Origin of the sequence: Marivivens donghaensis, from assembly GCF_011806565.1 — a bacterium.
Taxonomy (GTDB): Bacteria; Pseudomonadota; Alphaproteobacteria; order Rhodobacterales; family Rhodobacteraceae; genus Marivivens; species Marivivens donghaensis_A.
On record NZ_JAATOP010000003.1, the window covers coordinates 276,434 to 297,692 of the forward strand.

The following is a 21,259-nucleotide window of genomic DNA, read 5'->3' on the forward strand; positions in this document are numbered from 1 at the left end:
GGCCTCCGGAGAATCTACTCGGTAATTTTATTGCGCTAGTGATCTGATAGCGGAAATAAAGATGCCCTGTCAATTCGCTGCGGCGCGGCGTGACCATCTTGTCCTGCTTCGCGGTTCAGTCCAATGTCCCGCGCATGCAAATGCCCGTCACACTGCCGCTCTGGTTATTGGTTCTTATTCTGCTTTTCGCGGCGGTCACTTTCGCGTCGCACTTCCTGTTTCCGTCGGTGCGGTGGTTCTTCCGCAAACGGATGGAGCGTGCGGTTTCCAAGCTGAACACCCGCCTGCGCAAACCGATCGAGCCGTTCAAGCTTGCGCGGCGGCACGACACGATCCAGCGGCTGATCTACGATCCCAAGGTGAGCGAGGCCGTTGTCCGCACGGCGAACGTGGAAAAAGTGCCGGAGGCTGTGGCATTCGAACGTGCCCGCAAATACGCCCGCGAGATCGTGCCGTCCTTTTCGGCCTCGGTCTATTTCGGCTTCGGAACGCGGGTTGCGAGGTGGCTGTCGAATGCGCTCTATGACATCCGGCTAGGCGAAGTGGACGACTCGGCGCTCAAGGTGATCGACGGCGAAGCGACCGTTGTGTTCGTCATTAACCACCGCTCCAACATGGACTACGTGCTGATTACCCACCTCGTCAGCCGCGCCAGCACCGTGGCCTATGCCGTGGGCGAATGGGCGCGGGTCTGGCCGCTATCGTGGCTGATCCGTGCGATGGGCGCGTACTTTATTCGTCGCGGATCGAAAGGGCAGCTCTACCGCGCTGTACTGTCGCGCTATGTGCAGATGGCCTCGCAGGCGGGCGTCACGCAGGCGTTTTTCCCCGAAGGTGGGCTGAGCCTGACGGGCAAGCCGCAAAAGCCGAAGCTCGGTATCATCAGCTACATCGTGCAGGGCTGGGAGCCGGGGAAGCGGGACGTCGTCTTCGTGCCGGTCGGCTTGAACTATGACCGTGTGCCTGAGGACACGGTGCTGGTGCGAGCTGCGACCACTGGTGAGCGCAAGTTCCGCCCGTCGGTCTGGTCGGTCATCACCGCGACGCCCGTGGTGATCTGGCGCGCGATCCGTCTGAAGTTTACGCCGTTCGGCACAGTGGCTGTCGGCTTTGGCGATCCGCTCGTGCTGTCTCGCTATCTGGACGAGGGCGGCGACGAGACGATTGACGGCATCGGCAACGAGCTCATGGGCCGCATCGCAGAGGTCATCCCGCTGGTGCCGGTGCCGCTGGTGTCCCGCGCGATCTTGTCGGGGGCGGAGACAAGGGCCGACATACTGGCGTTCGTCAAAAATGACCTCGTGGAGGCCAAAAGTCGCAATGTCACCACGCCGCGCCGTTCGGCAGAGCAGGTGGTCGAGGACGGTCTGAAGTTGCTGGCCGCACGCAAACTGATCGAGAGCACGACTGCTCCCGTTCCGTCCGACACTACCCGTCCGGTCATCGAATATTACGCCGCTACGGTCGCGCACCACTTCGAATCCGCCGCGTAATTATCTTTCCAACTTTAGTAGACGTCGGGGCAATATTTTGCGCCCGCAGCACGCTTTGCGCGTGGTTGAGTGCTGTTTTTCCCTTTGGTTGTAAGCCTTTAAGCCATTAATGGCCACTAAAGCAATAAAGTTACAAATGCTGCGTTGCTATTGTTGAAATCTTGCGCGCAAGAATATATCAATTTGATAGAGCGTTGATTCTGCAACGCGGCGAAAACGAGTAACGCGAGCCGATGGAGAGACCGATGGCACTCGACTACGAGGCACCGAAAAAAGACCTGTATGAAGTTGGTGAAATCCCGCCGCTCGGCCATGTGCCCGAGCAAATGTACGCATGGGCGATCCGCCGCGAGCGTCATGGCGAGCCGGATAAATCGTTCCAGGTCGAAGTTGTCGAAACCCCGAAACTGGACAATCACGAAGTGCTCGTCCTCGTTATGGCGGCTGGCGTGAACTACAACGGCGTCTGGGCCGGTCTGGGCGTTCCGATTTCGCCTTTCGACGGCCATGGTGCCGACTATCATATTGCGGGTTCGGACGCGTCGGGCATCGTTTGGGCCGTTGGCGACAAGGTGAAGAACTGGAAGGTTGGCGATGAAGTCGTCATCCATTGCAATCAGGACGACGGCGACGACGAAGAATGCAACGGTGGCGATCCGATGTTTTCCCCGTCGCAGCGCATCTGGGGCTATGAAACTCCCGATGGCTCGTTCGCCCAGTTCACCCGCGTTCAGGCCCAGCAGCTTCTGCCGCGTCCGAAGCACCTGACTTGGGAGCAGTCGGCCTGCTACACGCTGACGCTTGCGACCGCTTACCGTATGCTGTTCGGCCACGCGCCGCACGACATCAAGCCGGGTCAGCACGTTCTGGTCTGGGGCGCTTCGGGTGGCCTCGGTTCCTTCGCAGTACAGCTGGCCAAAGCTGCCGGTGCTCATGCGATCGGCGTGATTTCGGACGAGTCCAAGCGTGATTTCGTCATGTCGATGGGCGCGAAGGGCGTCATCAACCGCCGCGACTTCGATTGCTGGGGCCAGCTGCCCAAGGTCAACACGCCGGAATACGACGCGTGGTTCAAGGAGGCCCGCCGTTTCGGTAAGGCGATCTGGGAATTCACCGGCAAGGGCAATAACGTCGACATCGTCTTCGAACACCCCGGCGAGTCCACGTTCCCCGTGTCGAACCTCGTCTGTAAAAAGGGCGGCATGGTCGTTATCTGCGCCGGCACCTCGGGTTTCAATTGTACGTTCGACGTTCGCTATACGTGGATGCACCAGAAGCGCTTGCAGGGTTCGCACTTCGCGCACCTCAAGCAGGCTGCTGCCGCCAACCGTCTGGTCTGCGAGGAAAAGATCGACCCGTGCATGTCCGAAGTGTTCCCGTGGGCCGAAATCCCCGACGCGCACACCAAGATGCTAAAGAACCAGCATCTACCGGGCAACATGGCTGTCTTGGTCCAAGCGCAGAAGCCGGGGCTTAAGACTTTCGACGAGGTTCTGGCGAATTCCGCTGCCAACCGTTGATTCGAGCGAACATGTCTAGCGAAGCGCCGTTCCGAGTGGAGCGGCGCTTTGTTTTTGCGCCAAACACTTAGCTCGTGGCCTCATCGCTATTTCTGGGGAGGGCATAAAGGCGAATTAATCGTGGATAACTCGCCTGATACTATGGTTGTTAATACTTCGTTAACCATTCGTGGATGAGTCTGACCATGGGAAATACATGGATTATTGGCGTTCTCGGCGACCTTCGGGCCTTTGCGGCCCTTAACGGGATGGAGCGGCTGTCGAGCGAACTGGAAAAGGTCGCGGATATCGCCCAAGCCGAAATCGCCTCAGCGGATGGGGCGGCACAGGCAGTGCCGGTATTGAATGGCAAAAGCGCTGGAACAGTTTCTTGGACGGCTGGAGCAAGCCAGCAACCTTGATGATTTGCAGGACCTGATCCTCGATCTGAGGGGCATGGTCGACGTCGATCACACTGTCTATCATTGGGTCAGTTCGGACGGCGAACAATACGGCTGCGGCACGTACCCGCCCGAGTGGGTCCAGCACTACGTCGAAAACGACTACATCCGCATCGATCCGGTGGTGCAAGGATGTTACCAACGCTTCCACCCCGTGGATTGGAAGCGGCTCGATTGGTCGAGCAAAAGCGCACGGGCTTTCCTCCAGAACGCATTAAAGCACGGTGTCGGCAATCAGGGGCTGTCTGTCCCGATCCGCGGACCAAACGGCCAATTCGCGATGTTCACCGTTTCGCACCACTGTTCCGATGAAGAGTGGGCAGCGTTTATCGAGGAATGGCAGCGCGATCTCATAGTAATTGCGCACTATTTTAATCAAAAGGCACTGGAAATTGCCGGTGACCGCGCGCCCGAACGGACGAAGGCGCTATCGCCGCGCGAGACAGATGCGCTGACGTTCCTTGCTATGGGATACGGGCGCGGACAAGTCTCTGAAATGCTGGCGATTTCCGAGCATACACTGCGGGTTTATATCGAAAGCGCACGGTTCAAACTGGGCGCCGCGAACACCACCCACGCGGTCGCCAAAGCGCTTGCCGAGGGGCTCATTCTGATCGGCGGAGCGGCGCGTGGATCGGCGGGAGACTGGCCCGGACGCAAGCAAGCGGCCGAGTAACGCACGGTACATAAGAAGAACATTAAGACTTTTGGGGCACCATCGGGGCAGGGATCAGCTACCGAGGAACGAATATGCTACGTTATGTCTATGCCGACCAACTCGATCAATTTCCGCGCCTTCGCGACACCATGTTCCGTGATCGCGCCGACCAGTTTCGCACCCGCCTCGGCTGGGAGGTTGAGGTCGATGACAACGGTTTTGAGCGCGATCAATACGACGATCTGAACCCGCTCTATGTGATCTGGGAGCGTGCCGATGGCACCCACGGCGGGTCGATGCGGTTCCTGCCGACCACAGGCCGTACGATGGTCAACGAACATTTTCTCGAACTGATGGACGGCGTGCACATCAACAGCCCGCTGATCTGGGAATGCACGCGGTTCTGCCTGAACCGGAACAGCGAAAGCCGCGTCGCCGCCGCGCTAATGCTGGGCGGGGGCGAGTTGATGCGCGCGTTCGGGGTTAAGCACTTTGTCGGCGTATTTGATGCCCGCATGGTGCGCATCTACCGCATGATCGGCTCTTCGCCGACAGTTCTGGGCGCGAGCGGCGAGGGCCGGACCCAGATCAGCGTTGGTCTGTGGGACTACACGGCGGACGACCGCGCCAAGGTGATCGAGCGAGCAGGCGTGCGGTCTGCCCTGTCCGAGGCGTGGTTCGAAAGCAGCTTCGGCCACCTGCCGGAAATGCGCATGACCGCCTGACGGCTCTGGCACCCGAAGTCGGCTAGGGGTAGTGTCACGCTATGACATTGCCCACCCTCAAATTTTCCGAAGATCAGGCCGCCGCTTGGGATGCCATTTCCGATAATCTGGCCGAGGCCGGCGTCGATCTCGTCGACTCGCTGATGCAAAAGCCCCAAGGGCCGAGCAGCAGCGTCATGGCCGTCATCGGGAAGGCTGGCTCGGGCAAAACGCTTCTGCTGGCAGAGCTGACCAAGGCGTTGCGCGATGCGGGCGTCTCGATCATCTCGGGCGATTGGGAGGGAAAAAAGTCCCGCGATCGCAGGACGTTGGCCGTCCTCGCGCCGACGAACAAAGCTGCTGCCGTTCTGCGAAATCGCGGCGTGCCGGCGACGACGATCCACCGCATCCTCTACACTCCGGTTTACGATCCGCACTACGAACAGATCGCGGAATGGCTGGCGGGGGAGGCGGAGCGCCCGACCGTCGAGGGGCTGACCGACACCGCGCTGGACCGCGCCTATGCGTCCTACCAGATCAACGCGTCCATTCCTGCGGCCTTGGCGGCGGCGGGTCTGCGCGGCTCCGACTTTATCACGGGTTGGAAGCGCCGCGAGGAGCCGCTGGACATCGGGTTCATCGACGAAAGTTCGATGCTCGATCAGAAGGCGCTGGATGATCTCAAGGAGATTTTCCCGACGCTGGTGCTGTTCGGCGATCCCGCCCAGCTGCCGCCAGTTCAGGGCACGGGCGGAATGGTGTTCGAGGCGCTGCCGGACAAGCAGAAGCTGATCCTCAACCGCATCCACCGTCAGGAAGCAGGCAACCCGATCCTCGATCTCGCGCACGCGCTTGCCGATCCGTGGGTCGATTTCTACAAGTTCGAGCAACTCGTCGAAGAGGCGTCAAAGAAAGACCCGCGCGTGGTCTGGGCCCAACGTGTCGAATCCGATCTTATGGCGCGCTCTCCAGTGCTGGTCTGGCGCAACGCCACGCGCATTCGCCTCATACACGCGTTCCGCAATGCGTTCGATGCGCCGCAGGACAAGCTGCTGCCTGGCGAGCCGCTGATTTGCGACGGCATTGAATTGCCTGCGAAACACCGCAAAAAACGGCTCGATTTGGAAGCGCGCGGGCTCATTAAGGGCGCGCAGGTCATCTATCGCGGGCCGGGCAGCAAGCCAGGATTTTCGCGGCTGTGGGTGATGGGGGCGGAGGAGCCTCAACTGTCGGCTGCGAGCATCGTGAAGATCGAGATGGAGGGCGAGGAAGAACCCTTTATCCCCTACGCCGCGCGGATGGGGGCGACGTTCCTGCATGGCGCAGCCGTGACGATCCACAAAGCGCAGGGTTCGCAGTGGGACACGGTTCAGGTTTTTGGTCCCGACATCTATGCCGCCGCGCAGATGGGGCGGTCCGAGGCGGGTCAACCGCTTTGGAAGCGCCTTGCGTATGTGGCGATCACGCGGGCGGAGCGGGAGCTTCGCTGGGTGACGCGCCGCAGCCTCGCGCGCCCGACGTCTCCGCTGTCGATTGACGATCTGTCTGCTCCGGCGGCAGAGTTGCGCCTGACAACGCAGGAGGCCCCAGAATGAAAACGGCGATCATCACAGGCGCGAGCAGCGGTATCGGGCGCGCAGTGGCGGAAAAGCTGGCCCACGCAGGCTGGTCGATCGGGCTGATCGCACGGCGCTCAGACGTTTTGGAAGAAATGGCCGCCAGCCTGCCTGACGCAATGGCGCTGCCCTGTGACGTCAGCGATGCGGCTGCGGTGGAAGAGGCTTTCGCCGTTTTCGCGGCAAAGTACGGCCACCTCGCTCTGCTGTTCAACAACGCGGGCGTCTTCACGCCGCAGGCCGATATTGATGATGTGCCGCTGGACGATTGGGACCGTGCGCTGTCGGTGAACCTCACCGGCATGTTCCTTTGCGCTCGTCAGGCGTTCGGCCAGATGAAGCGGCAGGAGCCGCGCGGCGGGCGGATTATCAACAACGGCTCTGTGTCTGCCCATGTGCCGCGCCCGCAGGCGGTGACCTACACGGTGACCAAGCACGCCATTACGGGACTGACGAAGCAATTGGCGCTCGACGGTCGGGAGCTGGACATCTGCTGCGGCCAGATCGACATCGGGAACACTTACACCGAAATGCTGGCCGACATAAGCGACGCCGCGATTGCCAAAGGCGAGACGCCGCCGCCGTCGTTCGACGTGAGCCATGTGGCCGATAGCGTGCTGGCGATGGCCGAGCTGCCGCTCAATGCGAACGTTCTGTTCCAGACGATCATGGCGCGGGGAATGCCCTACGTCGGTCGCGGTTAACGGCGGAGCCTGCCGAAGATTGCCGAGGCGGCCCAGCCTGCAACGGCCGCGATGAACAGCGACAACAGACCGTAGATCGCGCCTTGCTCGGTCGCGAGGTTGTAGAGCCAGCGCTCGATGCCGACTTTGAAAACCGGAATGATGACGCGGATCTGGTCGACGACCTGACCATTGCGCGTGATGAAAATGCGGGTGCGATAGTTGCCCTCGACCAGTTTGGAGGGCAGGGCGATCGACGTGTGGAACAGCGTGTCCTCGTCGAGCGAAACCTCGCCTTCGAGCACTTGGAACAGGTCCTCGCGTTCTTTGAGGCGGGCGTAGGCGTCGGTGTAATCGTTGGTGCTGAACGCGTCCTGACCGACCGCGCGGATCACGCGCTCGCCGGTGATCGCCTGCTGTAAATCCTCAAGAGGGTTGAGCACGTCGTCCATCGGGCCGGAGGTGGCGACGGCGTAGAACGACGGCGCAATCTCGATCTCGACGGAGCGGGTGTTCACCCAGATGCCAGCGATGCGCTCCTTTTTGCGGACGGTCGTGGGCACGTTCGGGCCGGCGACGGCAATGATAACGCCGAGGTCCGAAAACTCGGGCGGCGGCGACTCGCGGCGGATTGCGCCGAAGATCAGGATTTCGGAGCCTGTGAATGTCGCGGAAATCGCGACTTCGTCCTGCGACAGGCCGAGCACGATTTCTTCCTGCGCACGCGCGGACAGGGCCGTGATGCAAAGGGTGAGTATCGCGAGGAGCCGGATCATTCGCCTGTCCCCAGCGAGTAGACATCGAGCGGCGTGATGACGAGGTCGAGGCCGAGTTTGATACACACCAGCAGAACCAGCGCGGCAAGCAGGATGCGGAGCTGTTCTGCCTTCAGCTTGGCGCCGATACGGGTGCCGAACTGCGCGCCGATCACGCCGCCGATCAGCAGCAGAAGCGCCAGCACGATATCAACGGTGTGGTTGGTGATCGCGTGCATCATCGTGGTGTAAGCGGACACGAAGATGATCTGGAACAGCGACGTGCCGATCACCACCTTGGTCGGCATGCCAAGCAGGTAGATCATCGCAGGCACCATGATGAAGCCGCCGCCAACGCCCATGATCGCGGACAGGATGCCGACGAAAACGCCGACCATCAGCGGCGGGATCACCGAAATATAAAGGCCGGAAATGCGGAACTTCACCTTGAAGGGCAGGTTGTGGACCCAGTTGTGACGGCGGCGTTTTCTGGCACCGCTACGCTTGCTTTTGCGCAGGGCGTTGATGCTTTCGATAAACATCAGGCCGCCGACGATGCCGAGGAACACGACGTAGCAAAGGTTCACGAGCAGATCGACTTGGCCCATCGCCTTGAGCAGGTTGAAGATCTGTACCCCGATCGTGGAGCCAATCAGGCCTCCGATCAGCAGGACCGTCCCCATCCAGTAATCGACGCCCTTGCGTTTGATATGCCCGAACAGGGCGGACACGGAGGACGCGACGATCTGGTTGGCAGAGGTGGCAACCGCAACGGCGGGCGGAATGCCGACAAAGAACAGCAGCGGTGTAATAAGGAAGCCGCCACCCACGCCGAACATGCCGGAGAGCACACCAACAAGGCCACCGATCCCGAGGAGGAGGTAGATGTTGACTGAGATTTCGGCAATCGGGAGGTAGATTTGCATGTCCCGTCCGGTCTTTGAGCTTGTTTCGAACAAGACTCGTTATCGGTCGGGTGTCAAACCCATTGCCCCTGAAAAATGCAGAAATCTGTAATTGAAGATATAAGTATTGATTATGTCTGGGCGGAGGTCTGACGGATCACGCGCCCCAATCGCCCGATACCCTCGTCAATTTTATCGGGCAGCGCGCAGGAGAAGGACAACCTTATTCCATTGCCGTTCGCGCTATCCGCGTAAAATGCCCGCCCCGGTACGAACGCCACCTTTTCGGTCTTGAGCGACTCGGCCAGAAGGTCCGCTCCGTCAATATCTTGGGGCAGCGTCACCCAGATGAACATTCCGCCTTCGGGGCGGGTCCACGATACATTATCGGGCATTTCCCTTTCGAGGGCCGCAAGCATGTGATCGCGGCGGGCGCTGTATGTTTTGCGGATCAGATCGACCTGTTTACCGAACGTGGCGCGGGCCACGCGGTTGATGGCGATCTGGTTGAGCGATGCGGAGTGCAGATCGGACGCCTGTTTGATCAGGACCAGACGCTGGATGACTTCTTTGGCCGCAACGACCCAACCGACACGCAGGCCGGGGGCGAGGGTCTTCGAAAAGCTGCCACAGTATATAGTGCGGCAATCCTCGATCGTGCCGCGCTTCTCGATCTCCATCGCGAGGACGGACGGCTGCGGCTCGCCATCATAGCGGAGGCTCTGATAGGCGGCGTCTTCGATGAACGGGATGTCGAGCGCCTCGCTTAGGTCGAGCAACCCCTGACGTTCGCGGCGATCCATGGTCATGCCCGTGGGGTTCGCGAAATCGACCGAAGCATACGCGAATTTGACCGCGCCGCCTTTGGCCTCGGCTGTGGCGCGATAGTCGTCCGCAGTTCGGTTCGACGCCGGGTCGAGGCGGTCGTAATGGGGCTCGTAGGCGTTGAACGCGCCGAGCGCGCCCATGTAGGTCGGCCAAGTGACCAGCGCGGTGTCGTTGGGCGACAGGAAGAGTTTACCCAGATAGTCGAGCGCCTGCTGCGATCCCGAGGTGATGAGGATGTTGTCGAGATCGCAGGGAATGCCGATCTCGCCCATCTGCTGGGCCAGCCATTCGCGGAGCGGCTTGTAACCTTCGGACACACTATACTGTAGCGCCTGTTGTCCCTCGGCGGTGGAGAAGATGTCAGCGAAGGCTTCCGAGAACGCGTCTGTCGGGAAAAGGGCAGGGTCGGGGATGCCGCCGGCAAAGGAAATGATGTCGGGCTGGTCGAGCAGTTTCAGCAGTTCCCTGATTTCCGACGCCTTCATTCGCGATTGCCTGCTGGCAAAGACCTGAGCCCAGTCCATTGATTCCTCCTTGGGATTGAGCGCAGAGGACACCTTGGAGAATTTTAAGTCAATAGTTATGACCTACCTGTCACGCCGAAATGTCGCACCCGCCTTGCATATCGACGGCCCGATGATTTGATCTAACTCAAAGTAGACGCGCAAAACATGTGGCTTAAGGGTTTTACGGCGCCCCTGGATACGACCTCCCCTGTATTCGGGTGCGCCATTTTACCTCGGCTTAATAGCCCTTTCGAATATTGCCGTATTTGTCGGAAACGACTAGAACCGCTCCCAAAGTCGGTGGGCGGAGTGTGACTCGGCCTGCCTGTTGGAATTTACCAATTCGGGAGAGCCACATGGCAGATGCAGCCATTCATGGCCATGAACACCACGACGAGAGAGGCTTCTTCACTCGTTGGTTCATGTCCACCAACCACAAGGACATCGGGATCCTTTACCTGTTCGTTTCGGGTATCGTAGGTTTCATCTCGGTTCTGTTCACCGTTTATATGCGTCTCGAACTGATGCATCCGGGCGTTCAGTACATGTGCACTGAGGGCGCACGTTTCATCGCCAGCGAGGCGACCTGTACGCCGAACGGCCACCTGTGGAACGTGATGATCACCTATCATGGCGTCCTGATGATGTTCTTCGTCGTCATCCCGGCCCTGTTCGGCGGCTTCGGCAACTACCTGATGCCGCTGCAAATCGGCGCTCCGGACATGGCTTTCCCGCGCATGAACAACCTGTCGTTCTGGATGTACGTTGCAGGTGTCGGACTGGGCGTTGCCTCGATGTTCGCACCGGGCGGCGACGGCCAGGCCGGTTCGGGCATCGGCTGGGTTCTCTACCCGCCGCTCTCCACGCAGGAAGCAGGCTACTCCACCGACCTCGCGATCTTCGCGGTCCACGTTTCGGGTGCTTCGTCGATCCTCGGCGCCATCAACATCATCACCACCTTCCTGAACATGCGCGCACCGGGCATGACCCTGCACAAGGTTCCGCTGTTCGCCTGGTCGGTATTCGTGACCGCATGGCTGATCCTTCTGTCGCTGCCGGTTCTGGCTGGCGCGATCACCATGCTCCTGATGGACCGTAACTTCGGCACTTCGTTCTTCCAGCCTGCTGGCGGCGGTGACCCGATCCTCTACCAGCACATCCTGTGGTTCTTCGGCCACCCGGAAGTCTACATCATCATCATCCCGGGCTTCGGCATCATCAGCCACGTCATTGCCACCTTCTCGCGCAAGCCGATCTTTGGCTACCTGCCGATGGTTTACGCAATGGTCGCGATCGGTGTTCTCGGCTTCGTCGTGTGGGCTCACCACATGTACACCGTTGGTATGTCGCTGACCCAGCAGTCGTACTTCATGATGGCCACCATGGTTATCGCGGTTCCGACCGGCGTGAAGATCTTCTCGTGGATCGCCACCATGTGGGGCGGTTCGGTAGAGTTCCGCTCGCCGATGCTCTGGGCCTTCGGCTTCCTGTTCCTGTTCACCGTTGGCGGTGTGACCGGTATCGTTCTGTCGCAGGCTCCGATCGACCGCGCGTACCACGACACCTACTATGTGGTTGCTCACTTCCACTACGTGATGTCGCTGGGTGCTGTCTTCGCGATCTTCGCAGGTATCTACTTCTACCTGCCGAAGTTCTCGGGCCGCGCTGCTCCGGAATGGGCTGCCAAGCTGCACTTCTGGATGATGTTCATCGGTGCGAACCTGACCTTCTTCCCGCAGCACTTCCTTGGCCGTCAGGGTATGCCGCGTCGTTACATCGAGTATCCGGAAGCATTCGCGACCTGGAACCTCGTGTCCTCGATCGGTGCCTTCGTAGCCTTCGCTTCGTTCTGCTTCTTCATCGGCGTTCTGGCCTACACCCTCCTGGCTGGCCGTCGTGAGACCCGTCCGAACCCGTACAACGAGTTCGCTGACACCCTCGAATGGACGCTGCCGTCGCCGCCGCCGGAGCACACCTTCGAGATCCTTCCGAAGCAGGAAGACTGGGACAAAGGCCACTCGCACTAGTCAAGCGGCCTTCTGAAATCGGAAAACCCCGGCCGCTGCGCCGGGGTTTTTTGTTAGGCAACCTGCCTTGAGGACCCACCCCATGCCCTACGAATGGATCGCTAAGCCCGAAGGCGACGACGCGCCTGTCGCCGAGCTTCACCTCTGGCCCTATCGCAGCCTTCCCAAATCCGGCTTTGTCTGGTTCGTCGGGGGCACGATCGCATTTCTGTCCGTCCCACTGATCGCAATGATCGGTACGCAAGTGCTCTGGGGGCTGCTGCCTTTCATTATGCTCGTGATGTGGGCGCTCTGGTCCGCCCTCCAGCGCAGCTACAAAGATGGCGAGGTGCTGGAAGAGCTGAAGATTTGGCCCGACCGGATGACGCTGGACAGGCATAACCCGCGCAGTCGCAAGCAGTCGTGGGAAGCGACCCCCTATGGGGTGCAAATTACCCGCCATGAAAAGAACGGACCGGTCGAAGAGTACCTCACGATGAAGGGCAGCAACCGCGAGGTCGAAATCGGCTCGTTCCTGTCTGTCGAAGAGCGCCGCGCTCTCTATCCCGAACTCCTCGGCGCTCTCTCGAAAGTGCGCTGAGCGCTCAGTGGGACTGCTTCGGCAGCTCCTTGCGCGGAACCGACGCCATCTCTTCCAGCTCGGCCTCGGTCATATTCTCGTACATATTCTGCGATGCACCTTGCAGATCGTCAGGGTCGCTATCGCCCCGCTTTGCCGAAAGGGCGGCTCCCGCGGCCTTCTGCTGCTGTTGCGACTGGGCTCTCATGTCTCGTCTCCTGTTGATGTCGGTCAGAAAACGAAAATCTAGGCGCACCGTTCCCGCGGGCAAAACGGCTCGGCCAAACAATGCCGAACACATAAGAAAAGGGCGACAGAAGCCGCCCTGCCTTTGTGCCTGAAATATCCCGGGGTGAATGCCCGCAGGGCAGAGGGGCAGCGCCCCTCATCCGTCAGTTCAGACGCTCTTTTACTTTCGGGCCAACAGCACCGAAATCCATCTGGCCGGTGTATTTAGCCTTCAGGGCGCCCATAACCTTGCCCATGTCACGAATCGACTCTGCGCCGACTTCGGTGACAGCAGCATCGATGGCCGCTGCGACTTCATCGTCGTCCAGCTGACGCGGCAGGAACTCTTCGATCACCTTGATTTCCGAGCGTTCCTTTTCCGCCAGCTCGAGGCGGCCTGCCTCTTCGTACTGGCGCGCGCTTTCCTGGCGCTGCTTGACCATTTTGCCAAGGATCGCGAGGATTTCCTCGTTGCCGACGGTCTGTTCCTCGCCGTCAATACGGGACGCAATCTCGCGGTCCTTGATCGCGGCATTGATCAGACGAAGGGTCGACAGACGCTCCGCATCTTTGGCCTTCATGGCTTCTTTCAGAGCCGTGTTCAGTCTTTCGCGCATTTCCATCCCAATCTTTGGCAAGTGCGATAACGTCCGCCCCGTTTATTCCTTCCTCGCGAACGGTACAACCGTTCGTGCATCAGGGCTGATACGTCCTTGACCCTAGGTGCCACCCTGCTTAATGACGCAGCAATTTGGCCTTAGGGGAGTCGCTGTCATGTCGCTTGGAACCACAGATAAACCGACCGCCTGCCTCGCGCTTGCGGATGGAACGCTTTTCTACGGTATCGGTTTCGGCGCAACTGGCGTCACCACCGCAGAGCTTTGCTTCAACACCGCGATGACGGGTTATCAGGAAATCATGACGGACCCGTCCTACGCTGGTCAGGTCGTCACCTTCACCTTCCCGCACATCGGTAACACCGGCGTCACCCCCGAGGACGACGAAACCGCCGAGCCCGTCGCTGCCGGTATGGTCGTCAAGTGGGACCCGACCGAGCCGTCCAACTGGCGCTCGACCGAAGAGCTCGGCACCTGGCTTGCCAAGAAGGGCCGCATCGGCATGGGCGGCGTCGACACCCGCCGCCTGACCCGCGCCATCCGCCAGCAGGGTGCACCGCACGTTGCAATCGCTCACGATCCCGAAGGCAACTTCGACGTAGAGGCTCTGGTCGCTGCTGCTCGCGGCTTCAAAGGTCTCGTTGGTCTCGATCTGGCGAAGGACGTCACCTGCGCCCAGTCTTACACCTGGAACGAAATGCGTTGGGCTTGGCCCGAAGGCTACCAGCCGCAGAACGCGCCGCAGCACAAGGTCGTTGCCATCGACTACGGCGCCAAGCGTAACATCCTGCGCTGCCTCGCTTCGGCTGGTTGCGAAGTCATCGTTCTGCCCGCCAGCGCGACCGCTGAAGAAGTCATGGCCCACAACCCCGACGGCGTGTTCCTGTCGAACGGTCCGGGCGATCCGGCTGCGACCGGCGAATATGCCGTTCCGATGATCAAGGAAGTTCTGTCCAAGGACCTGCCGGTCTTCGGTATCTGCCTCGGTCACCAGATGCTGGCCCTCGCGCTCGGCGCCAAGACGGTCAAGATGAACCACGGCCACCACGGTGCGAACCACCCCGTGAAGGACAACACCACCGGCAAGGTCGAGATCACCTCGATGAACCACGGCTTTACCGTTGATAGCCAGACCCTGCCCGAAGGCGTGATCGAGAGCCACGTTTCGCTGTTTGACGGTTCGAACTGCGGTATCGAGGTCGCCGGCAAGCCGGTCTTCTCGGTCCAGCACCACCCCGAAGCCAGCCCGGGCCCGCAGGACAGCTTCTACCTGTTCGAGCGTTTCGCCGACGCCATGGCCGCTCGCAAGGCCTGAGCCTTTACCGCGAATTAACGAACGTATGATGAACTCCCGGCCAGTGGTCGGGAGTTTTCGTTTATGCAGATGCCACGTCAGAACGACTGGCCGGTTACCGAGTTGTGCGCGGGGCGGGATGAGGCGCTTGTCGCAGCGTATGGAGCGCGCGACTGCGTGCGCGATCAGGTACTGCCCGTCAGGAAGGCATGCGGCGAGACGATTGTTCTAGCCGCCAGTGATAGCGCCATATCGAAGGTCAAGGCGCGGCTGGGGCGTGTCCGCTTGGGCATCGTCGACGCCGAGGAGTTGCGGCGCGAAATTGAAAAGGCGACCGCGAAGGCGCTGGTGAAGGGGGCCGAGAGGGCCGTGGCTGACGGCGAGAGCTGCCGTTCGTGGAACGCGCCTCTCTTTGCCACCATCTGCGCTGCCTTATGCGCTGCGCTAGTATTTGTCGCAGTCTTGTCGCCGCACACTCTCGGGCTGACGCTAGTCGGACTCGCGGTGCTGGTCTCTTTACTAAATTCCAGCCTCAAAGCCGTCGCGACAATTGCGGGCACGCGGGCTTCGGTCGATATCCGTCCGCCTGTGCCGCTGCGACTGCCAGTCGTGACTGTTTTTGTGCCGCTGTTCAAAGAAAGCAAAATCGCCAGCCACTCGATCCGCCGCCTGTCGGCCATCGACTATCCCGCGGACAAGTTGGACGTTTGCCTGCTGCTGGAGGCGGACGACAAAGTGACCCGTGATGCGGTCGCGGAAACCGAACTACCGCGCTGGATGCGGGCAATTGTGGTGCCCGAAGGCAGTATCAAAACCAAACCTCGGGCGCTGAACTACGGGCTCAACCACGCTAAGGGGAGCATTATCGGGGTCTATGATGCTGAGGACTCGCCGTCCGCCGACCAGATCCACAAGGTCGTCGCCCGCTTCGCCATGTCAGGGCCGGAGGTCGTCTGCCTGCAAGGCGTGCTCGATTTCTACAACGCGCGGACCAATTGGCTTTCGCGGTGTTTCGCGTTGGAATACGCGACGTGGTTTCAGGTGATCCTGCCCGGGCTTGCACGGCTGGGCCTTGTGATCCCGCTCGGCGGCACGACGCTGTTCTTTCGCCGCAGCGTCCTTGAAGAGATAGGCGCTTGGGATGCGCATAACGTGACTGAGGACGCGGACCTCGGCATCCGCCTCGCGCGGCGCGGCTATCGTACCGAGCTGTTTCACAGCATCACCGGCGAGGAGGCGAACTGCCGGTGGTGGCCGTGGATCAAACAGCGGTCGCGGTGGCTCAAGGGGTACGCCGTGACCTATGCCGTCCATATGCGGAGCCCGAGGCAGCTTTGGCGCGACCTCGGCGCGAAACGGTTCGGTGCACTGCAAATCCAGTTCCTCGGGACACTGCTGCAATTTGTGCTGGCACCGGTGCTGTGGAGCCTCTGGCTCGTGCCTCTCGGCCTGTGGGAATCACCTTTTGGGGAGCTACCGATCTGGGCCATCGCCGCCGTCATCTCGGCGTTCTCGTTCGGGGAGTTCGTGACGCTCACCGCCGGTTTCATCGCGGCGCAAAAATCAAAGCGTATGTGGCTCGCGAAGTGGGTGCCGACTCTGCACTTCTATTTCCCGCTCGCCACTTTTGCCGTCTACAAAGGGCTGTGGGAACTGCTCCACAACCCTTTCTACTGGGATAAAACCGAGCACGGCATCTACGAGAGTTAGCCGTTCTTTTCGACCTCGGCCGCATCGAGCTTCAGGCGGGTCACAAACGCCTTGGAAATATGTTCGCGCAGCGCCTTGTCGGCAGCATCGCCATCGCTGTTTTCAATAGCACGCACGATGGCTTCGTGTTCGGCGAGGGCGTCCTCTCCTCGACCTTCGGCAGCGAGAGAGGTTGTCGCCAGCAACGCCATGGAGCGGTGAACGAGGTCGAGTTGCTGCACGAGGAAGCGGTTATGCGAGGCAAGGTGGATCTGTTTGTGGAACCGTTTGTTCGCGCGGCTCATCGCACCCGGATCGCCGAGCAGGTTACGGTCGGCAGTTACCATGTCGCGCAGGACGCGGATTTCTTCTGGCGTCGCGTGACGGGCGGCCAGACGCGCAGCCAGCCCTTCCAGTTCACCGCGCACCACGTAAAGCTCCGCCATCTGCGTGTGGTCGAGCGAGGCCACGATCAGCGAACGACCGTCACGGGTCAGCAGGCTCTGGGTTTCCAGACGCTGCAACGCTTCGCGAATGGGCGTGCGCGATACTCCGAAACGTTCGGCAAGGTCGCTTTCCACAAGGCGGTCACCCGGCTTGTAGATATGGCTGTCGATGGCATCGAGGATCAGCTGGTAGGCGTCCTTGTTCTGCGAAGGCGAGGTATCTGACATGGTGCTTTCAGGGTTGTGACGCATCACGTTACCCGTCATCGCATCGGGCGATCAAGCCAAAGACGTTGCGACTCTTTCGGCGGGGGGCTAGCAAGCCACTATGGTAGCTGCATCTTTCGCTCACGTCGGTATCTGGGTCTTTGACCTAGACAATACGCTGTACCCGCCCGAAGCCCGTCTGTTCGACCAGATCGAGGTCAGGATGGAAGCCTATGTCCAGCGCGAACTGGGCGTGTCGCAGGAAGAGGCGGACCGGCTGCGGTCGGTCTACTGGAAGACCTACGGCACCACGATGTCGGGGCTTATGAACGAACACGGCATCGATCCCGATCCGTTTCTGGACGAGGTGCACGACATTGACTTCAGCGTTCTGAATGCCGATCCCGTACTGGCGGAACGGATTTCCAAATTGCCGGGCCGCAAAATTGTCTACACCAACGGCGCGCGGCCCTATGCGCACAACGTCCTGAAGGCGCGGGGCCTCGACGGGGTGTTCGATGCCGTCTACGGGGTCGAGCACGCGGGCTATCTGCCGAAACCCGAGCAGGCGGCGTTCGAGGCGGTATTCGCGCTCGATGGCGTCGACCCGACCAGGGGTGCGATGTTCGAGGACGATTTGCGTAACCTTGCTGTGCCGCATCTATTGGGAATGCGGACCGTGCATGTTTGGCCGGAGCCGCTTCCCGCCGATCACATCCATCACCACACCGCCGACCTTTCGGCATTTCTGTCGCAGCTGGTCTGACGCCTCTTTCCGAAGACCCTTGAGCGGCCTATGTCATGGGGCATGGAACGGATTTCGTGCGATATTCTCGTAGCGGGCGGCGGCGTTGCCGGACTGTCTTGTGCCGCAGCTTTTGCGACTGCCGGTTTTTCGGTAGTCTGTGTCGATCCCGCGCCGCCGGTGACCGACAACCAGAGCGTTGGCAGCGATCACCGCACGACTGCGTTCTTCCAAGGATCGCGCAATTTCCTCGCTGATGCGGGGATCTGGGAACGGCTCGACCCGCAGGCTGCGCCACTTCAGGTGATGAGGATCGTGGACGCGGGCGGCGAAGAGCCCGAGCCGCGCGTCATCAAGGATTTCAACGCCGCTGATATTTCCGAGCTGCCGTTCGGCTGGAACCTCCCGAACTGGCTGCTGCGCCGCGAGATGGTCGCGCGGCTTGAGGATCTGCCGAACTGCGATTTCCGTGCGGGCACCGGTTTCAAATCGATGGTCACCCGCGAGACCGAAGCGCTGGTCAATCTGACCGACGGCACGCAGGTTCGCTGCAAGCTGGTCATTGGCGCGGACGGTCGCAATAGCGCGGTTCGTCAGGCGGCGGGGATCGGTGCCAAGACCACCCGCTATGGGCAGAAGGCGGTCGTGTTCGCCGTGACGCACCCTGAGCCGCACAATAATGTCTCGACCGAGGTTCACCGCTCCGGCGGGCCGTTCACGCTGGTTCCGCTGCCCGATCTGGACGGCAAGCCGCGTTCGGCCGTGGTCTGGATGGAGAGTGGGGCAGAGGCGCTGCGTCTGCGTGATCTGCCCGAGGAAGACTTCAACGCCGCTGCGACCGAGCGTTCCGCAGGTATTTACGGCCCGCTCACGCTGGTCGGACAGCGTCAGGCTTGGCCGATCATCGCTCAAGTCGCGAACCGCATGTCGGCGCAGCGCGTCGCACTGGTTGCCGAGGCTGCACACGTTGTGCCGCCGATTGGTGCGCAGGGGCTGAACATGAGCCTTGGCGATATGATCACGCTGCTTGATCTGGCTAAGGCGCGTCCCGACGGGCTGGGCGATGAGAAGATGCTAGATGCTTACGAACGCCGCCGTCATCCCGAAGTGCAACTGCGCGTGCGCGGTGTCGATGCGCTGAACCGCGCGTCGATTGCAGGCGGGCAGGGGCTGCGCGATATGCGGGCGAAGGGCATCGAGGCGCTTTACGCTATGACGCCCGTTCGCAAAGCGCTGATGGAGCTCGGCCTCGGCGCGCGTTAATCGCAGCGGGGCGTGACCACACGGTCGAAGGTCTTTTTCAGCGCGACATCCACATCATCCATCGTCACGGGTAGGCCGAGGTCCACCAGCGACGTGACGCCGTGTCCCGTGATGCCGCAGGGGACGATGCCGCCAAAATGGCTCAGGTCTGGTTCGACGTTGATCGACAGGCCGTGGAAACTCACCCATTTACGCAGACGAATGCCGAGAGCGGCGATCTTGTCCTCGCGCTGCGAGCCGTCGGGCAGCAGCGGTTTGTCGGGGCGGGGCACCCAGACGCCGACCCGGCCATCGCGGATTTCGCCCTCGACGTTGAATTCCTTCAGCGCGGCGATGATCCACTGCTCCATATCGCGGACGAAGCAGCGCACATCGCGGCCACGTTCACCGACGTTGAGCATGACGTAGGCCACGCGCTGTCCCGGACCGTGGTAGGTGTACTGGCCGCCGCGCTTGGACGGGTAGACGGGGAAACGCTCTGGTTCCAGAAGGTCTTCGGACTTCGCAGAGGTGCCCGCAGTATAGAGCGGCGGGTGCTCGACCAGCCAGATCAGTTCTTCGGCCTCGCCCTTGGCAATCGCCTCGGCGCGGGCCTCCATGAAAGCGACGGCCTCGTCGTAATCGGTCAGGCCCGTCGCGGTGATCCATTCCACCATGCTTTACCCGGGCAGAAACCCGGCCTCTTTGATCGCGGGGACGTAGCGGCGGCTGACGGGGATGTCGTCCCCGTGGCTGACCGTCAGGATGGCCCTGTCGCCTTCACGCCGAGCGGCGGTAACGGCATCGCGGGCGACCCAGTGTGACCTGTGCACCTGAAGGCCGCTCGTCTGGCCCACTTCGCGCATCGCGTCGGTCAGACGCATCAGAATCACCGCTTCCCCATTGTGTGTCCGAACACGGACATAGTGGTCCTCGACCGAAATCGCTACCAGCGGCGCGCGTTTGTCATACGGAAGGCGATCGAGGATCGGCGGAAGGGAGTCCTCGGCTTTGGCCTGAGGGGCAGGCGCCATGTGATCGGCGGTGACCTGCAGCATGAGCGAAATGATCGCCGCGATACCGAAAATCGTCGGCAGCAGGACCATCGCGTCGGCCATGTCGGGCCAGTAGCCGAGGAGAGCCAGGTTCACCAAAAGGACCGTGCCCGTGATGGCAAGCGCGCTCGTCGCGGCTATGAGGGCATATTGCGCGTAGAGCGTGACGCGCAGCTGACGCTCCACCAGCAGGGACACGATTAAACCGACCGAATAGGTCGCGAAGACCATCACCAGCCAGTAACCGAGGCGGGGGAGGGCACGCATCAAGCGGTCGGATTCGAAAGGTGCGACCAAGGTGAGGATCACAGCGGTGCCGCAGAGCATGACCAGCGCAATAGGCTTGGAAATATGGCTCCGCCATTCGCGTATCGCGGAATGCGATGGGGTGTCAGTCACGTATCACTCCGGTCTTTCGTTCATCCTGCGTTGAGCCGTTCGTCCGGCCCGTGCTTTTCCATCGGCAGTTTAGTCAAATCTGCTTTGAGGAGAAGAAAATGTCGCTTGAGCCGTTTCTCGACGCCCCGACCCATATCCAGATCCACGCCGCCTGCGCCACATTGGCGATCGCGCTGGGCCCTGTCGCGATCTACCGCCGTCGCCGCGATGCGATTCACAAGGTGTCGGGCTATGTGTGGATCGTCGCGATGCTGACGACGGCGATTACCTCTTTCTGGATCCACAGCTTTGCCGTCATCGGCCCGTTCAGCCCGATTCACCTGCTGGCAATTGCGGCGATCTGGTCGATCTTTCAGGGAATGCGTGCGATTTTCCGTGGCAACGTCCATCTGCACCGCGCGGTTTTCCGGAATCTCTACTGGAACGGGCTCATGATCGCCGGACTTCTCAATTTTCTGCCCGGACGCACGACCGCCCGTAGTTTTCTTGGGCCGGATAGTGCGTTGAATTGGGCCGTTATTGCGGTCGGCGGGGCGTTTCTGGCCTACCGGATGCTGCGCGGGAAAATGAATTTGCAGGTCGCGGCATAATTTTTCATTTTTGCTCTTGTGGCCGTCTGAGGGAAAGTTTAGAGACCCCACAC

At 60.8% G+C, this 21,259-nt stretch carries 22 protein-coding genes; 14 read left to right on the forward strand and 8 right to left on the reverse strand.

Translation table 11 applies throughout. From position 1 onward, the window contains the following. Nucleotides 1-140: 140 nt before the first annotated feature. The 7 genes from HCZ30_RS06695 to HCZ30_RS06725 all read left to right on the forward strand — a co-directional run bounded on the left by HCZ30_RS06695 (nt 141) and on the right by HCZ30_RS06725 (nt 7,135). Complete coding sequence (locus HCZ30_RS06695) at nt 141-1,493, forward strand: 1-acyl-sn-glycerol-3-phosphate acyltransferase (RefSeq protein WP_348640355.1); 1,353 nt, start codon at nt 141-143, stop codon at nt 1,491-1,493. Nucleotides 1,494-1,738: 245 nt separating this feature from the next. Continuing rightward, the gene (gene ccrA / locus HCZ30_RS06700; RefSeq protein WP_246212640.1) at nt 1,739-3,013 is read left to right on the forward strand and encodes a crotonyl-CoA carboxylase/reductase; all 1,275 of its coding nucleotides are present in this window, start codon (nt 1,739-1,741) and stop codon (nt 3,011-3,013) included. 185 nt (nt 3,014-3,198) lie between these two features. After that, nucleotides 3,199-3,414 carry a hypothetical protein gene (locus tag HCZ30_RS06705; RefSeq protein ID WP_167637507.1) on the forward strand — a complete coding sequence of 72 codons (216 nt, stop codon included), beginning with the start codon at nt 3,199-3,201 and terminating at the stop codon, nt 3,412-3,414. Next, a complete protein-coding gene (locus HCZ30_RS06710; protein ID WP_167637508.1) occupies nt 3,359-4,129 on the forward strand; it encodes a helix-turn-helix transcriptional regulator in 771 nt (256 codons plus the stop codon). Before HCZ30_RS06705 ends, HCZ30_RS06710 begins: the two co-directional genes overlap by 56 nt. A 74-nt stretch (nt 4,130-4,203) precedes the next feature. After that, the gene (locus HCZ30_RS06715; protein WP_167637509.1) at nt 4,204-4,836 is read left to right on the forward strand and encodes an acyl-homoserine-lactone synthase; all 633 of its coding nucleotides are present in this window, start codon (nt 4,204-4,206) and stop codon (nt 4,834-4,836) included. A 41-nt stretch (nt 4,837-4,877) separates the two neighbouring features. Then, nucleotides 4,878-6,410, forward strand: a complete 1,533-nt coding sequence (locus HCZ30_RS06720; RefSeq protein WP_175580982.1) for an ATP-dependent DNA helicase — start codon at nt 4,878-4,880, stop codon at nt 6,408-6,410. Beyond that, nucleotides 6,407-7,135 carry an SDR family oxidoreductase gene (locus tag HCZ30_RS06725; RefSeq protein WP_167637510.1) on the forward strand — a complete coding sequence of 243 codons (729 nt, stop codon included), beginning with the start codon at nt 6,407-6,409 and terminating at the stop codon, nt 7,133-7,135. The genes HCZ30_RS06720 and HCZ30_RS06725 overlap by 4 nt, the downstream gene beginning before the upstream one ends. Here the strand turns inward: HCZ30_RS06725 and HCZ30_RS06730 are convergent. The 3 genes from HCZ30_RS06730 to HCZ30_RS06740 all read right to left on the reverse strand — a co-directional run bounded on the left by HCZ30_RS06730 (nt 7,132) and on the right by HCZ30_RS06740 (nt 10,126). Next, nucleotides 7,132-7,890, reverse strand: coding sequence for a TIGR02186 family protein (locus HCZ30_RS06730; protein WP_167637511.1), 759 nt, complete (start codon nt 7,888-7,890; stop codon nt 7,132-7,134). The two genes, HCZ30_RS06725 and HCZ30_RS06730, sit on opposite strands and share 4 nt — an antisense overlap. Next, nucleotides 7,887-8,795: a sulfite exporter TauE/SafE family protein gene (locus HCZ30_RS06735; protein WP_167637512.1), complete on the reverse strand. Its 909-nt coding sequence runs from the start codon at nt 8,793-8,795 to the stop codon at nt 7,887-7,889. Before HCZ30_RS06735 ends, HCZ30_RS06730 begins: the two co-directional genes overlap by 4 nt. A gap of 110 nt (nt 8,796-8,905) precedes the next feature. Further along, nucleotides 8,906-10,126 carry a PLP-dependent aminotransferase family protein gene (locus HCZ30_RS06740; RefSeq protein WP_167637513.1) on the reverse strand — a complete coding sequence of 407 codons (1,221 nt, stop codon included), beginning with the start codon at nt 10,124-10,126 and terminating at the stop codon, nt 8,906-8,908. A gap of 338 nt (nt 10,127-10,464) precedes the next feature. On the opposite strand from HCZ30_RS06740, the gene HCZ30_RS06745 reads away from it, so the two are divergent. Together HCZ30_RS06745 and HCZ30_RS06750 are read left to right on the forward strand one after the other, a co-directional pair. Further along, on the forward strand, nt 10,465-12,135 hold the full coding sequence (locus HCZ30_RS06745; protein ID WP_167637514.1) for a cytochrome c oxidase subunit I: 1,671 nt from the start codon (nt 10,465-10,467) through the stop codon (nt 12,133-12,135). Nucleotides 12,136-12,217: 82 nt separating this feature from the next. Beyond that, nucleotides 12,218-12,715: a DUF2244 domain-containing protein gene (locus HCZ30_RS06750; protein ID WP_167637515.1), complete on the forward strand. Its 498-nt coding sequence runs from the start codon at nt 12,218-12,220 to the stop codon at nt 12,713-12,715. Nucleotides 12,716-12,719: 4 nt separating this feature from the next. Here the strand turns inward: HCZ30_RS06750 and HCZ30_RS06755 are convergent, their stop codons facing one another. Next, on the reverse strand, nt 12,720-12,902 hold the full coding sequence (locus tag HCZ30_RS06755; RefSeq protein WP_167637516.1) for a DUF3008 family protein: 183 nt from the start codon (nt 12,900-12,902) through the stop codon (nt 12,720-12,722). A gap of 184 nt (nt 12,903-13,086) precedes the next feature. After that, nucleotides 13,087-13,545, reverse strand: coding sequence for a GatB/YqeY domain-containing protein (locus HCZ30_RS06760; RefSeq protein ID WP_167637549.1), 459 nt, complete (start codon nt 13,543-13,545; stop codon nt 13,087-13,089). Nucleotides 13,546-13,696: 151 nt separating this feature from the next. On the opposite strand from HCZ30_RS06760, the gene carA reads away from it, so the two are divergent. Both carA and HCZ30_RS06770 read left to right on the forward strand, forming a co-directional pair. Beyond that, on the forward strand, nt 13,697-14,854 hold the full coding sequence (gene carA, locus HCZ30_RS06765) for a glutamine-hydrolyzing carbamoyl-phosphate synthase small subunit (protein WP_167637517.1): 1,158 nt from the start codon (nt 13,697-13,699) through the stop codon (nt 14,852-14,854). A 63-nt stretch (nt 14,855-14,917) separates the two neighbouring features. Beyond that, nucleotides 14,918-16,543: a glycosyltransferase gene (locus HCZ30_RS06770; RefSeq protein WP_167637518.1), complete on the forward strand. Its 1,626-nt coding sequence runs from the start codon at nt 14,918-14,920 to the stop codon at nt 16,541-16,543. Here HCZ30_RS06770 and HCZ30_RS06775 read toward each other — a convergent pair. Next, entirely contained in the window at nt 16,540-17,196 is a 657-nt protein-coding gene (locus HCZ30_RS06775) for a GntR family transcriptional regulator (RefSeq protein ID WP_167637519.1), read from the reverse strand. The two genes, HCZ30_RS06770 and HCZ30_RS06775, sit on opposite strands and share 4 nt — an antisense overlap. Before the next feature lie 100 nt (nt 17,197-17,296). Between HCZ30_RS06775 and HCZ30_RS06780 the strand changes: the two genes are divergently transcribed. Together HCZ30_RS06780 and HCZ30_RS06785 are read left to right on the forward strand one after the other, a co-directional pair. Continuing rightward, nucleotides 17,297-17,941: a pyrimidine 5'-nucleotidase gene (locus tag HCZ30_RS06780; RefSeq protein WP_167637520.1), complete on the forward strand. Its 645-nt coding sequence runs from the start codon at nt 17,297-17,299 to the stop codon at nt 17,939-17,941. A gap of 42 nt (nt 17,942-17,983) precedes the next feature. Continuing rightward, nucleotides 17,984-19,183 carry a UbiH/UbiF family hydroxylase gene (locus tag HCZ30_RS06785; protein ID WP_167637521.1) on the forward strand — a complete coding sequence of 400 codons (1,200 nt, stop codon included), beginning with the start codon at nt 17,984-17,986 and terminating at the stop codon, nt 19,181-19,183. Here the strand turns inward: HCZ30_RS06785 and lipB are convergent. After that, nucleotides 19,180-19,839, reverse strand: a complete 660-nt coding sequence (gene lipB / locus HCZ30_RS06790) for a lipoyl(octanoyl) transferase LipB (RefSeq protein ID WP_167637522.1) — start codon at nt 19,837-19,839, stop codon at nt 19,180-19,182. The two genes, HCZ30_RS06785 and lipB, sit on opposite strands and share 4 nt — an antisense overlap. Before the next feature lie 3 nt (nt 19,840-19,842). Then, nucleotides 19,843-20,616, reverse strand: a complete 774-nt coding sequence (locus HCZ30_RS16820; RefSeq protein WP_167637523.1) for a LytTR family transcriptional regulator DNA-binding domain-containing protein — start codon at nt 20,614-20,616, stop codon at nt 19,843-19,845. A 98-nt stretch (nt 20,617-20,714) separates the two neighbouring features. On the opposite strand from HCZ30_RS16820, the gene HCZ30_RS06800 reads away from it, so the two are divergent. After that, nucleotides 20,715-21,206, forward strand: a complete 492-nt coding sequence (locus HCZ30_RS06800) for a DUF2306 domain-containing protein (protein ID WP_167637524.1) — start codon at nt 20,715-20,717, stop codon at nt 21,204-21,206. Nucleotides 21,207-21,259 lie beyond the last annotated feature (53 nt).